The 13,487-nt window shown below is 70.4% G+C and carries 17 protein-coding genes and 1 tRNA gene; 13 read left to right on the forward strand and 5 right to left on the reverse strand.

What is annotated here, in order from left to right; translation table 11 throughout:
* Positions 1-593, reverse strand: a 593-nt coding sequence (gene upp, locus ABZ281_RS15175; RefSeq protein ID WP_356655630.1) for a uracil phosphoribosyltransferase, incomplete at its 3' end; no start/stop codon positions are given.
* Between the two features lie 132 nt (positions 594-725).
* Between upp and ABZ281_RS15180 the strand changes: the two genes are divergently transcribed.
* The 8 genes from ABZ281_RS15180 to ABZ281_RS15215 all read left to right on the forward strand — a co-directional run bounded on the left by ABZ281_RS15180 (position 726) and on the right by ABZ281_RS15215 (position 5,296).
* Complete coding sequence (locus tag ABZ281_RS15180) at positions 726-959, forward strand: hypothetical protein (RefSeq protein WP_356655654.1); 234 nt, start codon at positions 726-728, stop codon at positions 957-959.
* A gap of 276 nt (positions 960-1,235) precedes the next feature.
* Entirely contained in the window at positions 1,236-1,775 is a 540-nt protein-coding gene (locus ABZ281_RS15185; protein WP_356655656.1) for a hypothetical protein, read from the forward strand.
* 80 nt (positions 1,776-1,855) lie between these two features.
* Positions 1,856-2,287 carry a tRNA adenosine(34) deaminase TadA gene (gene tadA / locus ABZ281_RS15190; RefSeq protein WP_356655632.1) on the forward strand — a complete coding sequence of 144 codons (432 nt, stop codon included), beginning with the start codon at positions 1,856-1,858 and terminating at the stop codon, positions 2,285-2,287.
* A gap of 45 nt (positions 2,288-2,332) precedes the next feature.
* Positions 2,333-2,417, forward strand: a tRNA-Ser gene (locus ABZ281_RS15195).
* A 116-nt stretch (positions 2,418-2,533) separates the two neighbouring features.
* Entirely contained in the window at positions 2,534-2,710 is a 177-nt protein-coding gene (locus ABZ281_RS15200) for a hypothetical protein (protein ID WP_266460659.1), read from the forward strand.
* A complete protein-coding gene (locus ABZ281_RS15205) occupies positions 2,710-3,003 on the forward strand; it encodes a Dabb family protein (RefSeq protein WP_356655634.1) in 294 nt (97 codons plus the stop codon). Before ABZ281_RS15200 ends, ABZ281_RS15205 begins: the two co-directional genes overlap by 1 nt.
* A gap of 201 nt (positions 3,004-3,204) precedes the next feature.
* Entirely contained in the window at positions 3,205-4,125 is a 921-nt protein-coding gene (locus ABZ281_RS15210) for an RNA polymerase sigma factor SigF (RefSeq protein ID WP_356655636.1), read from the forward strand.
* 268 nt (positions 4,126-4,393) lie between these two features.
* Positions 4,394-5,296 carry an RNA polymerase sigma factor SigF gene (locus tag ABZ281_RS15215; protein ID WP_356655638.1) on the forward strand — a complete coding sequence of 301 codons (903 nt, stop codon included), beginning with the start codon at positions 4,394-4,396 and terminating at the stop codon, positions 5,294-5,296.
* Positions 5,297-5,684: 388 nt separating this feature from the next.
* On the opposite strand, the gene ABZ281_RS15220 is transcribed toward ABZ281_RS15215, so the two are convergent.
* Positions 5,685-5,882 carry a hypothetical protein gene (locus ABZ281_RS15220; protein ID WP_356655640.1) on the reverse strand — a complete coding sequence of 66 codons (198 nt, stop codon included), beginning with the start codon at positions 5,880-5,882 and terminating at the stop codon, positions 5,685-5,687.
* A gap of 215 nt (positions 5,883-6,097) precedes the next feature.
* On the opposite strand from ABZ281_RS15220, the gene ABZ281_RS15225 reads away from it, so the two are divergent.
* The 3 genes from ABZ281_RS15225 (at position 6,098) to ABZ281_RS15235 (ending at position 10,057) form a co-directional block, all read left to right on the forward strand.
* Positions 6,098-6,586 (forward strand): MarR family transcriptional regulator, encoded by a 489-nt coding sequence (locus ABZ281_RS15225; RefSeq protein WP_142162162.1) that lies wholly within the window; start codon positions 6,098-6,100, stop codon positions 6,584-6,586.
* A 13-nt stretch (positions 6,587-6,599) separates the two neighbouring features.
* The gene (locus ABZ281_RS15230; RefSeq protein ID WP_356655642.1) at positions 6,600-9,146 is read left to right on the forward strand and encodes an MFS transporter; all 2,547 of its coding nucleotides are present in this window, start codon (positions 6,600-6,602) and stop codon (positions 9,144-9,146) included.
* A gap of 89 nt (positions 9,147-9,235) precedes the next feature.
* A complete protein-coding gene (locus ABZ281_RS15235; protein ID WP_356655644.1) occupies positions 9,236-10,057 on the forward strand; it encodes a YceI family protein in 822 nt (273 codons plus the stop codon).
* Here the strand turns inward: ABZ281_RS15235 and ABZ281_RS15240 are convergent.
* Both ABZ281_RS15240 and ABZ281_RS15245 read right to left on the reverse strand, forming a co-directional pair.
* Complete coding sequence (locus ABZ281_RS15240; RefSeq protein ID WP_356655646.1) at positions 10,040-10,741, reverse strand: GAF and ANTAR domain-containing protein; 702 nt, start codon at positions 10,739-10,741, stop codon at positions 10,040-10,042. The genes ABZ281_RS15235 and ABZ281_RS15240 overlap by 18 nt on opposite strands.
* Positions 10,742-10,798: 57 nt before the next feature.
* On the reverse strand, positions 10,799-11,521 hold the full coding sequence (locus tag ABZ281_RS15245) for a GAF and ANTAR domain-containing protein (protein ID WP_356655648.1): 723 nt from the start codon (positions 11,519-11,521) through the stop codon (positions 10,799-10,801).
* Positions 11,522-11,798: 277 nt separating this feature from the next.
* On the opposite strand from ABZ281_RS15245, the gene ABZ281_RS15250 reads away from it, so the two are divergent.
* Together ABZ281_RS15250 and ABZ281_RS15255 are read left to right on the forward strand one after the other, a co-directional pair.
* Entirely contained in the window at positions 11,799-12,092 is a 294-nt protein-coding gene (locus tag ABZ281_RS15250; protein WP_356655658.1) for an STAS domain-containing protein, read from the forward strand.
* Between the two features lie 10 nt (positions 12,093-12,102).
* On the forward strand, positions 12,103-12,573 hold the full coding sequence (locus ABZ281_RS15255) for a PPOX class F420-dependent oxidoreductase (RefSeq protein WP_356655650.1): 471 nt from the start codon (positions 12,103-12,105) through the stop codon (positions 12,571-12,573).
* Position 12,574: 1 nt separating this feature from the next.
* Here ABZ281_RS15255 and ABZ281_RS15260 read toward each other — a convergent pair whose 3' ends face one another.
* A complete protein-coding gene (locus ABZ281_RS15260; protein WP_356655652.1) occupies positions 12,575-13,357 on the reverse strand; it encodes a TetR/AcrR family transcriptional regulator in 783 nt (260 codons plus the stop codon).
* Between the last annotated feature and the right edge of the window lie 130 nt (positions 13,358-13,487).

The raw sequence follows: 13,487 nt of genomic DNA on the forward strand, positions 1-13,487 counted from the left end.
CCCGGCACGATGTAGCCGTGCTCGTTCAGCCGCTCGTCGACCGAGGCGGTCACGACCGTCACCGGCGTGCCCGCCAGCTCGCGCTCCATGATCTCGACGCCCTCGGGGGCGGCCAGCAGCACCACGGCGGTCACGTCGTCGGCGCCACGCCGGATCAGCTCCTGGATCGCCGCGACCAGCGTGCCGCCGGTGGCGAGCATCGGGTCGAGCACGTACACCTGACGCCCCGACAGGTCCTCCGGCATCCGCGTCGCGTACGTGGAGGCCTGCAGCGTCTCCTCGTTGCGGATCATGCCGAGGAAACCCACCTCGGCGGTCGGCAGCAGCCGGACCATGCCGTCCAGCATGCCGAGCCCGGCCCGCAGGATCGGCACCACCAGCGGCCGCGGGTGGGACAGCTTGACGCCCGTGGTCCGCTCGACCGGCGTCTGGATGTCGACCTGTTCGGTGCGCACGTCACGCGTGGCCTCGTAGGCGAGCAGGGTGACCAGCTCGTCGGCGAGACGGCGGAAGGTCGCGGAGTCGGTGCGCTGGTCGCGCAGCGTGGTGAGTTTGTGGGCGACCAGAGGGTGGTCGACGACGTGGAGACGCATGTCCACAACATTAACCGGGCGGAGTGCCCCGGACCGCACGGCAAGGCCGCCGTCCGGCCGTCACTCGAACGCTGGCGTCAAACCCCCCGTCCGGGGGAATGTGGGAAAGACGGACTGGGGGTGGTGAACCAGATGCCCGACCGGGATTTCCGAGACGATCCGTCGCCGCGTCTACGGCCGGGGGCGGGCCCGGGGCCCGACCAGACGAACGGGACCGACGAGTCCGACGCCGAGCGCCGCCGGCGTCGCGCCCGGTTCCTGCGCGATCTGGCCGAGGCCCGGGAGCTGCGCGACCGCGTCCAGCCGCGCCGCGCGAAGACGGCCCGGCTGCGCCACGCCATGCGCATGCGCACCTTCCGCTGGTAGGAAACGGGTGAGGAAACCCCCGGCAAAGATCACGAACCGCGCGGAGTTTGTCGCGGTTGACCGTGCGTGGAGCGGGGCAAAGCCGCGTACGATCCGCAGGTGGCGGCAACGGGCGTGCGGGCAGAACTGCCCAACACAGGGAGCCGAAGACGTCCCCTGAACGCCTTGTTTCTGCCACGATTCCGAGTGGGTGGGGCTCGGACGAGCACTCCCCGCCCGTAACCTCCGCCGGGGGGACCCCCAACCGGCACGCCTATGACCAGTGGGAGAGTCACGGTGTACTTCGCCGCACTGCTCGCGCGCACCGAAGACGGGTGGGAAGCGAGCGACACAGAGCTCGACGATGTGGAGACCCTGTCGGATCTGGCCGACCTGGCCCGTGAAGCCTCCCCCGACGAGGACACGGTGCTCGTGCTCATCGAGCAGGAGGACGCCTGGTTCGGCGTCGTCCGGGTGGACGGCGAGGAAGACCCTCGCATCTACGTCTCGGACGCCGCCGCCGCTGCCCGCAGCAGCTACGGCGAGATCCTGCTCACCGACGAGCTGCTCGGCCGCGATCCGGACGACGGGGACGACCTCGATGCCCTCGACCTCGACGGCACCGAGGACGGTGAAGCCGACGAGGACGACGACGCCGCCGAGGAAAGCGCCGGGATCGCCGGGGCCGCCGACGTGCCGCACGGCCCGGTCGGCGACGCCCTGATCCTGGACGACCTCGGCGTGAGCGAGAAACAACTGCGCCTGATGTCGACGGACGCCGTCACCGAGATCGCCGAGTCCCTGGGCGCCTCGGAAACCCTGGAGACCGTCCGCTGACCGGTCGTGCCGCCGCGGGTCCGCCGGATCCGGTCCCCGCGGGCCCGCCGGATCCGGTCCGGGACCCCTGGCGGCCCGCGATGCGACTCGCCCTGGACGAGGCCGCCGAGGCCGTCCGGGGCGGGGACGTCCCCGTCGGCGCCGTCGTCCTGGCCCCGGACGGCACGACCGTGCTCGCGGCCGGGCACAACGAACGCGAGGCCGGCGGCGATCCGACGGCCCACGCGGAGCTCCTCGCCCTGCGGCGGGCCGCGGCCGCCCTCGGCGCGTGGCGGCTCGCCGGCTGCACCCTCGTGGTGACACTGGAGCCCTGCACGATGTGCGCGGGCGCGATCCAGCAGTCCCGCGTCGACCGGCTGGTCTACGGCGCCCACGACGAGAAGGCCGGCGCGGCCGGCTCCCTCTGGGATCTCGTCCGCGACCGGCGGCTCAACCACCGCCCCGAAGTGATCGAGGGTGTGCTCGCCGAGGAGTGCGCCGGAGTGCTCACCGCGTTCTTCCGCGGTCGCTGAATACCGATTTCAAAGCATGCGGCACCTTGCTGTAAGGTCTCCCTCGGTAGCGTGTCCGAGCGGCCGAAGGAGCTCGCCTCGAAAGCGAGTGTGGCGCAAGTCACCGAGGGTTCAAATCCCTCCGCTACCGCTTGAGAAGGGCCCCGTCGTCAGACGGGGCCCTTCGTGCGATCAGCCCCTTCGTGTGATCGGCCCTTCGTGCGATCATGTGCGCTGCATGAGACACCAGTGACAGGGGAGGCCGCGATGGCGGTGAACGCGAAGAAGGTCGCCGTCTACGCCCTCGTGGTCTTCGCGCTGTACGTGATCATCACGGACCCGCAGACGGCGGCTGACTACGTCCTCATAGGATTCCAGGGCATTTCGGACGCCGCCGGGGCCCTCGGCGACTTCGCCACGTGGGTCGCCAAGGGAGGAAAGTGATGATCCGCCACCTGGTTCTCTTCAAGCTCAACGAGGGCGTCGAGCGCGACGACCCCCGGGTCGTGAAGGGCGTCGAGGCGTTCCGCACGCTCGGCGGCAAGATCCCGGAGCTCCGTTTCTGGGAGCTCGGCTGGAACGTCAGCGACCGTCCCATCGCCTACGACTTCGCCATCAACTCGGCCTGCGACGACGCGGACGCGCTACGGCGGTACGTGGAGCACCCGGCCCACCAGGCGGGGGTCGCGCTGTGGCGGGAGTTCGCCACGTGGGTGATCGCGGACTACGAGTTCTGAGACCGTCCGCCGGTCGCCCGCCTCGGCCCCCTGTCGCTGCGACAGGGGGCTCTTCTGTTGCCTGAGTTGATTTGTGCGGCTTTCATCACTCAACACGTAGTTATGGGGTGCTTGCACACAGTGCACATGTCTTGTGATGCTATGACCGCTTTTGATGGAAGAGTTGACGGATGAGTTGACGATGACGAGGTGGAGTTGACCGTGCTGGCCAGTACCGCACCTCAGGCACCGTCCCCTCCAGCACCGGCCCCTCAAGCGCCGGCCCTACAGACGGCGCCTTCGCAGGCAGCACCCTCTCAGGCAGCGCCCCCTCAGGCAGCCGCTCCGGAGACCGCTCCGGCCGCGCCTCAGCGGAGCAGCCGTGGTGCCGACACCCGGGCGCTCACACAGGTCCTCTTCGCGGAGCTCAAGGAGCTCCAGCCGGGCACGCCGGAGCACGACCGCGTACGGGGGGCGCTCATCGAGGCGAACCTCCCGCTCGTGCGCTACGCGGCCGCCCGATTCCGCTCCCGCAACGAGCCGATGGAGGACGTCGTCCAGGTCGGCACCATCGGGCTGATCAACGCCATCGACCGCTTCGACCCGGACCGGGGTGTGCAGTTTCCGACGTTCGCCATGCCGACGGTCGTCGGCGAGATCAAGCGGTACTTCCGTGACAACGTCCGCACCGTCCATGTGCCGCGCCGGCTGCACGAGCTGTGGGTACAGGTCAACAGCGCGACGGAGGACCTGACGACCTCCTTCGGGCGGACCCCGACGACCTCGGAGATCGCCGAGCGGCTGCGCATCACGGAGGACGAGGTGCTGTCCTGCATCGAGGCCGGGCGGTCGTACCACGCGACCTCCCTGGAGGCCGCGCAGGAGGGCGACGGGCCGCCGGGGCTACTGGACCGGCTCGGCTACGAGGATCCCGCGCTGGACGGCGTGGAGCACCGGGACCTCGTACGGCACCTGCTCGTCCAGCTGCCCGAGCGGGAGCAGCGGATCCTGCTGCTGCGGTACTACAGCAATCTCACGCAGTCTCAGATCAGCGCGGAGCTCGGTGTTTCGCAGATGCATGTCTCGCGGCTACTCGCGCGTAGTTTCCAGAGATTGCGGTCTGCGAACCGTATCGACGCGTGATCGCAAACGTTAGCGAAAGGTCACCGAGGAGAGGGAATCGCTCATCAGGGCAGTTCCCGACAGTTGAGAGCCGATAAGCCGTCAGACCCCCTGTTTTCAGGGCGGATTCGCGTCTCAGATGTCGACATGTCACTACAGCGTGTTGCCGACATGTGACATTCTGCGGGAAGCGCGTTTGCCGGAGCTTCGGCGCCGGTATTCAGGTGAAGGCTGCGTTCCTCCGACGGGGACGTTCGCCGCGACCGTCCCGCGACCCAAAGGGGGTGGCATGTCCGCAGAACAGGGCAGCTCGAAGGTGCTCACGCTCGCGGAGAGCGAGAGAGCTCCCCATGCTCTCGACTCACTCGGCCCCATCGATGACGTACCGGCCCTCCCGGCCGAGCCCGTTCCGGTCCTTCCGGCTGCGGGCGCCATCGACACCCGCACCCTGTCCCGCTCCCTGTTCCAGCGGCTGGCCGCGCTCGACGAGGACAGCCCCGAGCGTGCGTACGTCCGTGACACGCTCATCGAGCTCAATCTCCCGCTGGTGCGGTACGCCGCCGCGCGGTTCCGGTCCCGCAACGAGCCGATGGAGGACATCGTCCAGGTCGGCACGATCGGGCTGATCAAGGCGATCGACCGGTTCGACTGCGAACGGGGCGTGGAGTTCCCGACGTTCGCGATGCCCACGGTGGTCGGGGAGATCAAGCGGTTCTTCCGGGACACGTCGTGGTCGGTGCGGGTGCCGCGCCGGCTGCAGGAGCTGCGGCTCGCGCTGACCAAGGCGAGTGACGAGCTCTCGCAGAAGCTGGACCGGTCGCCGACGGTGACCGAACTGGCCGCTGTGCTCGGAGTGTCCGAGGAGGACGTCGTCGACGGGCTGGCGGTGGGGAACGCGTACACCGCGTCCTCGCTGGACTCGCCGGCGCCGGAGGACGACGGTGGCGAGGGGTCGCTGGCGGACCGGCTGGGGTACGAGGACACCGCGCTGGAGGGTGTGGAGTACCGCGAGTCCCTGAAGCCGCTGCTGGCGAAGCTGCCACCTCGGGAGCGGCGGATCATCATGCTGCGCTTCTTCGCGAACATGACGCAGTCGCAGATCGGCGAGGAGGTCGGCATCTCGCAGATGCACGTCTCCCGGCTGCTGACCCGGACGCTGGCGCAGCTCCGGGAAGGCCTGATCTCGGACTGACGGAGTCCTGACGGAGGGCTGGGGCGCGGTCGTTGGGGCCGCGCCGTTTGCCTGTGCCTCCGGTGGTGGGGGGCGCGTCCGTTTCGCCTGACTGTTGGGTGGGGTCGGGACTGCGCCGGGGGGTGTCCGTCCTCGTAACGGCGCGATGGACCTCCATACGGACTGACCGGCGTTGACGCGCCAACCGCTGCGGGCGGACAGCCCCCGACACGGCCCCTTCTCGCCGTACGCGGGTGCGGGCGCGTCGTGGTTCGCCCCCCTAGGGGGTGGGCGTGCTGCTGGGGGTGGCACCCGGCCCAAGGAGAGCGGCACCCCGCTCCGCAGGGCTGCGGACCACCCGGCCTCAGGCGCTACGCCCACCACCTGGAAGCGGCAACAGCCGTGCGCGTTACGCCAGTGCCAGCCAGGCCACCGCCGCAACGATCGCCACGGCGGCGACCACGCCGAGGATGAGGCCGATGCGCGGGCCGCCGCTGGACGGGGCCGCCGCCCGACGGCCCTGCGGGGCCTCGTCGACGAACGCGCGGAACATCTGGGTGCTGCCGGCGGGGTCGTGATTGCCCTGCGGGGCCTGGTTGTTAGCCATGGCCCGAGACCCTAGCGAAAACGGCGGGGCTCCCCAAGTGGGGGTTGGGGTTCCGTTTGCCCCCGCCCGACCCGTACCGCTGCGCTCACCATCAGTGCGCTTACTCCCGCAATACTTGCCTTTGCCAACTCTTTATGCCGCAGCCCCCTCTTTTATTTGCCTGCAGCAACCAACAGCTCCTATGGTTGCCCTAAGCAACGAAAGCAGGAGGTGTCATGGCCGAAAAGGCGCAGTACGAAGAGCTGGTCCGCCAGTTCAGCGCCTTCGGCGCCGTGAAGCGGGAGCTCGGACGGATCATGCCCGCCGAGTGCCCCGGCGGGTCAGCGGCCGTGCTGACCCTGCTGGGCCGCCACGGCGACATGCGCATGAGCAAGCTCGCCGAGCTGCTGGCGGTGGACATGTCGGTCACCAGCCGCCACGTCGCGCACGTCGTGGACCGGGGCTGGATCGAACGCTCCCCCGACCCCGCGGACAAACGCTCACGCATCCTGCGCCTCACACCCGCGGGCCACACACAGCTCGACGAGCTGTCCCGGCGGACCACCGAGGTCCTCGCCGAGCGCCTGAGCGACTGGACCGACGAGGAGGTCGGCCAGCTCACGAACCTCATGGCGCGGCTGAGGGAGAGCTTCGACTGCCGGCCCGGGACCCGGGCAGCGCCGGCCGCTTTCGACCAGACCACCCGTACACCCGCAAGCACGTAAGAAAAGGAAGCCCATGGCAACGACCACACCAGCCGGTGTGCGGGCTCATGCCAAGCACGGGGGAGGCTCCCACGGCTCCTCCGGCGACGGCGCTCCGATGACGCACCGGCAGATCATGGAGGCCCTCACCGGCCTTCTGCTCGGCATGTTCGTCGCGATCCTGTCGTCGACGATCGTCTCCAACGCCCTGCCCCGGATCATCAGCGACCTCGGCGGCGGCCAGAGCGCCTACACCTGGGTCGTCACCGCGTCCCTGCTGACGATGACCGCCTCCACCCCGCTGTGGGGCAAGCTCGCCGACCTGTTCTCCAAGAAGCTGCTGATCCAGTTCGCGCTGGTCATCTTCGTGCTCGGTTCGGCGGCGGCCGGCATGTCCCAGAACCCGGGCACGCTCATCACCTTCCGCGCGGTCCAGGGCATCGGCATGGGCGGTCTGTCCGCGCTGGCCCAGATCATCATGGCGGCGATGATCTCGCCGCGTGAGCGCGGCCGGTACAACGGCTACCTCGGCGCCACCTTCGCCACGGCCATGGTCGGCGGCCCGCTGGTCGGCGGTGTCATCACCGACACCGACTGGCTCGGCTGGCGCTGGTGCTTCTACGTCGGCGTGCCCTTCGCCGTGATCGCCCTGATCGTGCTGCAGAAGACCCTGCACCTGCCCGTGGTCAAGCGGAAGGTCAAGGTCGACTGGGCCGGCGCCTTCTTCATCACGGCGTCCGTCTGCCTGCTGCTGGTCTGGGTCACCTTCGCCGGTGACAAGTACGACTGGGTGTCCTGGCAGACGTACGCCATGGTCGGCGGTTCGCTGGCGCTGCTCGCGCTGTTCGTCCTCGTCGAGGCCAAGGCGAGCGAGCCGATCATCCCGCTGCGCCTGTTCCGCAACCGCACCATCGCACTGGCCTCCGTGGCCTCCCTGTTCGTCGGTGTCGCGATGTTCGCCGGGACCGTCTTCTTCAGCCAGTACTTCCAGCTGGCCCGGGACAAGTCGCCGACGATGTCCGGCGTCATGACGATCCCGATGATCGCGGGCCTGTTCGTCTCCTCCACCGTCTCCGGCCAGGTCATCACCCGGACCGGGCGCTGGAAGGGATGGCTGATCGCCGGCGGTGTGCTGGTGACCGCGGGCCTCGGCCTGCTGGGCACGATCCGGTACGACACCGAGTACTGGCACATAGCGATCTTCATGGCGCTGCTGGGTCTCGGCATCGGCATGATGATGCAGAACCTGGTGCTGTGCACGCAGAACCAGGTGGAGCCGGGCGACCTGGGTGCCGCCAGCTCCACGGTGACCTTCTTCCGGTCCCTCGGCGGTGCGGTGGGCGTCTCCGCCCTGGGCGCGGTCCTGGGCAACCGGATCACCGACTACGTCAAGGACGGCCTCGCCGACCTCGGCCCCAAGGGGGCGGCCCTCGGTCACGCCGGCACGGGCGGCGGCGGCATCCCCGACCTGAGCACGATGCCCGCGCCGATCCGCACCATCGTGGAGAGCGCCTACGGCCACGGTGTCGCGGACGTGTTCCTCTACTCGGCCCCGATGGCGCTGCTCGCCCTGCTGGTGGCGCTGTTCATCAAGGAGGTCCCGTTGAAGACCAAGGGCGGGCTGGCGCAGGCCGCCGAACCGGAGACGCCTGCCGCCGTTCCGGCCGAGGCCGCCGCAGGGGCTGTCGAAGCGGAGAAGGCCGCGCCGAGCTGGGCCGTGGCCGAGACCGCGGCCGCCGAGGGGACCTGGTCCGAGGAGACGCAGCGGCTCGCCGCCGTCGCCACGGTGGCCCGTGCCGAGGAGCCTGTCTGGGGTGGGGGCGGTGTTCCGGTCCGTGGTTTCGTCCGCGGTGCCGAGTCCGCGCCCGTGCCGCAGGCCGCCGTCACGCTGATCTCGCCGGCCGGGCGCCAGCTGGGCCGGTCCGTGGCGCAGGCCGACGGCTCGTACGCGGTGGACGTCCCGGGCTCCGGGTCGTACGTCCTGATCGCCTCCGCCGACGGCTTCCAGCCCCAGGCGTCCACGGTCGTGGTGAACGGCGAGCCGGTCGCCTACGACATCCTGCTCAGCGGCACCAGCGGGCTGACCGGCCTGGTGCGGGCCGCCGAGAGCGGACAGCAGGTCAAGGACGCCATGGTCATCGTGACGGATGTGCGCGGGGACCTGCTGGCCAACGGGACCACGGGTGAGCAGGGCGAGTTCTCCTTCGCCGAGCTGGTGCCGGGGGCGGTGACCGTCGCGGTGAACGCCGCCGGGTACCGGCCGCGCGCCCTGCCCGTCGAGGTGGGCGGCGCCGGGGTCACCCGGGTCGAGATCGACCTGGACTCGGGCGCCCGCGTCCAGGGTGTCGTCCACGCCCCGCACGGCCCGCTGGCCGATGCCCGGGTGACGCTGGTCGACCAGGCGGGCAATGTCGTCGGCTCGGCCACGACCGGGACGGACGGGGCGTACGCCTTCACCGACCTGGACGGCGGCGAGTACACGGTCATCGCCACGGGCTACCCGCCGGTGGCCACCGCCCTGACGGTCACGGGCGCCGGCACCGACGCCCACGACATCGAACTCGCCCACCCCGGCGAGTAGCAACGACCCCGGCCCGTGACGGGTGGGCGCGCTCTGAGCGGAGGTGCGCCCCCTGTCGCGGGCCGGCTTCTTTCTGAGGAGTAGCTGAGATGGGACTGACCGCGAGGATCCGTACCCGGGACGGATGGGCCGTGTCGCACGCGGTCGTCACGGTGGCGGACATGACCGGTGCGCAGGTGCTGCGGGCCGAGGCCGACGCGGAGGGCGCCGTACGGGACGCGACGCCGATGGAGCCGGGGGCGTACACCGTCATCGTCACGGCGGTGGGCTATGCGCCCGCGGCCTCCAGCGTGATCGTCACGGCGAGCGGGCGGGCCGGGGTCGGCTCGGTGACGCTGGCCCGGCAAGGCGGCACCGAGCTGCCGACGCCCGGGCCGTGGACCGTCGACCCGGTGCACTCCAGCGTGGCCGCCGTGGCCCAGCACCTGGGCATCTCCAGCGTGCACGGCCGGTTCACGCAGTTCTCCGGCTCGATCGAGATCGCCCCGGACGACGTCACCAAGTCGCGTGTGGAGGCGGTGATCCGGGCCGCGTCCGTCGACACCGGCAACGGCATGCGCGACGGACACCTGAAGTCGCCGGACTTCCTGGACGTCGAGCGGTTCCCGGAGATCACCTTCCGGTCCACGGGGCTGACGGCGACCGGGTCCGACCGGTGGACCGTCCACGGCGAACTGGGCATGCACGGGGTCGTACGGCCCGTGGACCTCGATTTGGCCTACCTCGGCACGGGTCCGGACCCATGGGGCGGCACCCGGGCGGCGTTCCGCGCCACGACCGAGCTGCACCGCGAGGACTTCGCGATGAACTACAACCAGGTCCTCCGGGCGGGCATCGCCGCCGTCGGCACGACGCTCAAGGTGGAGCTGGACATCCAGGCCGTGCAGGGCGAATCACTTCCCACGGCGTGAGTCCGGGGCGGACACTCTCGCCACCAACTGGCCGCACAGGTCCCGGAGCTTGACGTTCCGGTCCTGCGAGGCCCGGCGCAGCCGCTCCAGCGCGATCCGCGCGTCGATCCGCTCCCGGGCCATCAGGATGCCGATCGCCTGGTCGATGACGCTGCGGGAGAGCAGCGCGGTGCGCACATCGGCCGCCGACTGGCGCCGGCGCTCGATCCGCAGCGCCACGTCGATCGCGTCCCCGGACCGGGCCGCGAAGGCACGGGCCGCGTCCCGGCCCGTGCCCAGCGCTCCGGCCCGCACCCCGTAGAAGTTGATCGCAGCGCCGCCCTCGCCCTCGACGGCGACCGGTACCGCCAGCGCACAGCGGACGCCCGCGGACAGCGCGTACTCCGGGTACGAAGGCCAGCGCGACTCCTCGGTCAGATCCGGGGCGTACTGCTCCTCGCCGGTCTCGGCCGCGTCGACACAGGGCCCCGAGCCGTTCTCGTACTGCCGCAGGTCCAGGCCACTGGGCATGCCGTCGCTGCCGGCCAGGGTGAGCAGCCGGCCGGCACGGCGCACGGTGATGCTGCACGCCTCGGCGCCGGGCACTTCCTGCACCGCGCGGTCGGTCAGATCGCGCAGCAGGGTGTCGAGACCACTGCTGCGCACCATCGCCTGGTCCAGCGTGTCGGACGTCTCGGAGCTCATGACCGTACGGGTATCCCGTCACCGGCCGGACACGCCACCGATGTAATTCAGCTCACCTCAGGGGGCGTTGGGCGCACCCACGATCCGGCGGGCGAGATCGCGCAGCTTCACGTTCTCCCGCTGGGAGGCCCGCACCAGGCTCTCGAAGGCCGCGGCCGCGTCGATGCCCTGGCGCTCCATGAGGATGCCGGTGGCCTGGCCGATCAGGTCCCTCGTGTGCATGGCCTCGGTGAGCTGTTCGTGCACGGTCGCGGAGTCCAGGGCGATGCTGACGTGCGCGCTGAACAGCCGGCCGACGCGCGTGGCCTCCTCGTCGAAGGCGCCCGGTTTGCGTGCGTAGGCCGTGAGAACGGTCAGCCGGCGCCGGTCGGCGCGCAGCCGCAGCGACAGCGCCGAGCGCAGGCCCAGGGCCGCCAGCACGTCCCAGCCGTCGTCCGCCTCGCTGTCCGTTATCCGCGCGACCGGGCTGTTCCACAACTGGTCCCACGGTCCCTGCTGTTCGCGGCCGGTGTGCCGGGACTCGGCGGAGCGCACGACCTCGTCGGTCCAGGCGAGCGTGCGGATCTTGTTGCCGCGCTCGATCACGGAGATGCCGGCGTGTTCGGCGCCCGGCATGAGATGCACGGCCAGCCGGACCGCGGTGCGCAGCGTGCTGTGGGGTGTGAGGGTCTCGTGCAGTTGCTGCGACGCCACCGTCAGTGCTTCGGCCAGCTCGTAGCCGACCGGAAAACGGGGCAAATCAGGAAACTCGGACGCAGCCACCACGAACCTCTTCGGCATGCACGGCCAAACGGCCGTGCGCAGGAGAGCTCCGCAGCACATTCCCGACTGCGAGCACAGGACGGACAGCACTCTAACTGTTCGGTTGCCTCCAAGTGACGTCCGGCCGACGCCGCCACGGGCGCTTCCGCCACCCGCCCCCCGCATGGTGGAATGGCACCACGGGTCAGGAAGCGGCCTTACCGGAATCCGGACGAACGTCTGCCAGGTGAGTGCCGTGACCTTCTTCACGAATCCCACAGACCCGCGCGACCTCCCCGGCCGCGTCCACCTCACGATGCCCGCCGAGATCGACTTCTGCAACGCGGCGGAGCTGTTGCCGCTCCTCATGTCCGCGGTTCGAGCCCGCGGCGACCGGCTCGAGGTCCTCGTCCTCGACCTGTCCACGACATCCTTCATGGACTCCCAGGGCATCCGCCTCATCAACGACGTACGACGCGGGCTGCGCCCCGGGGCCGCGGTGCGTCTGGTGGCCCGGCCGGAGGGGATCACCAGCCGCGTCCTGGAGCTGATGGGCCTGCGCCGGGACGTCCCCGTGTACGACAACCTCGCCGAAGCCCTGGCGTCGTAGGCTGCGGCCCATGGCACCGAACATCGCGACGAACACCCGCGTCTCCCTGGACGAGTTGCTCGACTTCGTACGCCCCCGGCACCACGCGATCCTGCTGACCCGGCGGACCGACGGCGGTCCCCAGGGCTCCCCGCTGACCTGCGGTGTCGACGACTCCGGCCGGATCGTGGTCTCCACCTACCCGGAGCGCGCCAAGACCCGCAACGCCAAGCGGGACCCGCGCGTGAGCCTGCTCGTGCTCAGCGACGACTGGAACGGCCCCTGGGTGCAGATCGACGGCACGGCCGAGGTCGTCGACTCCCCCGACTCCGTCGAACCGCTCGTGGAGTACTACCGGAACATCGCCGGGAAGCACCCCGACTGGGACGAGTACCGCGCGGCCATGCTCAAGCAGGGCAAGTCGATCATCCGGATCACGCCCGAGCGGTGGGGGCCGGTGGCGACCGGGGGGTTCCCGGCGCGGCTGGTGGAGGGGGAGTAGGTCAGCTCTCCCCGGCGGCTTCCGCCTCGCGGGCGACCATCGCCTCGATGCCCGCGATCAGCAGTTCCAGCGCGAACCCGAAGTCGCGCTCCAGCATCTCGGCGACCGTGTCGCCGCCGCGCGCCGCCATGATCTCCCGGGACTCCTGGAGGACGTCGGCGGCCTGCGGGGCGGCGGTCACGGTGTCCAGGGCCTGCTGGAAGTACTCGTCCACGCTCATGCCGCCGGCGGCGGCCCGGGAGGCGAGATGGCCCTCCAGGGTGCCGTAGCCGTAGACGAACTGGAAGACGGCCGAGATCGTGCTCGTCATGCGTTTCGCGGGCAGCCCGGTCCTGCGGACGACGCGCTGCACGACCCGTGAGAACGCCAGGCTGTGGGGGCCGATGTTGAGGAAGACCCCGACCAGCGCGGACACCCAGGGGTGGCCCACCAGCAGCGTCCGGTACTCCCGGGCGAGCGCCCGCACCTGGTCCCGCCAGTCCTCACCGGCGGCGTCCGGATCGGGCAGCCGCATCTCGCCCATGACCTTGTCCAGGGCGAGTTCGAGCAGGTCGTCCTTGGTGTCGACGTACCAGTAGACGGACATCGCCGTGACGTTCAGCTCGCCGGCCAGCCGCCGCATGGAGAACTTCGGCAACCCCTCGGCGTCCAGCAACCGCACGGATACCTCGACGATCCGGTGCCGGTCCAGCCCCGACGGCTGCCCGCCACCGCGCCGCCGGTGCGCCTTGCCCTCCAGCCAGACACTGGACCGCGGCTGAGCCTGCCGGGCAGCTTTCGCCATGGCGCACCTTCCTCGATCTTTCAACGCCGCTCATGCTAGTGCCGCGACAGGCAACGTTTGCCCGTTGAGGAGCGGCGTCCGGTGCGTGCTCTCGGCGTGCCGGCCGGAAGCCCTCGTACTGGACGTACTC

Origin of the sequence: Streptomyces sp. NPDC006265 (genome assembly GCF_040613555.1) — a bacterium.
In the GTDB taxonomy this organism is placed as follows: Bacteria; Actinomycetota; Actinomycetes; order Streptomycetales; family Streptomycetaceae; genus Streptomyces.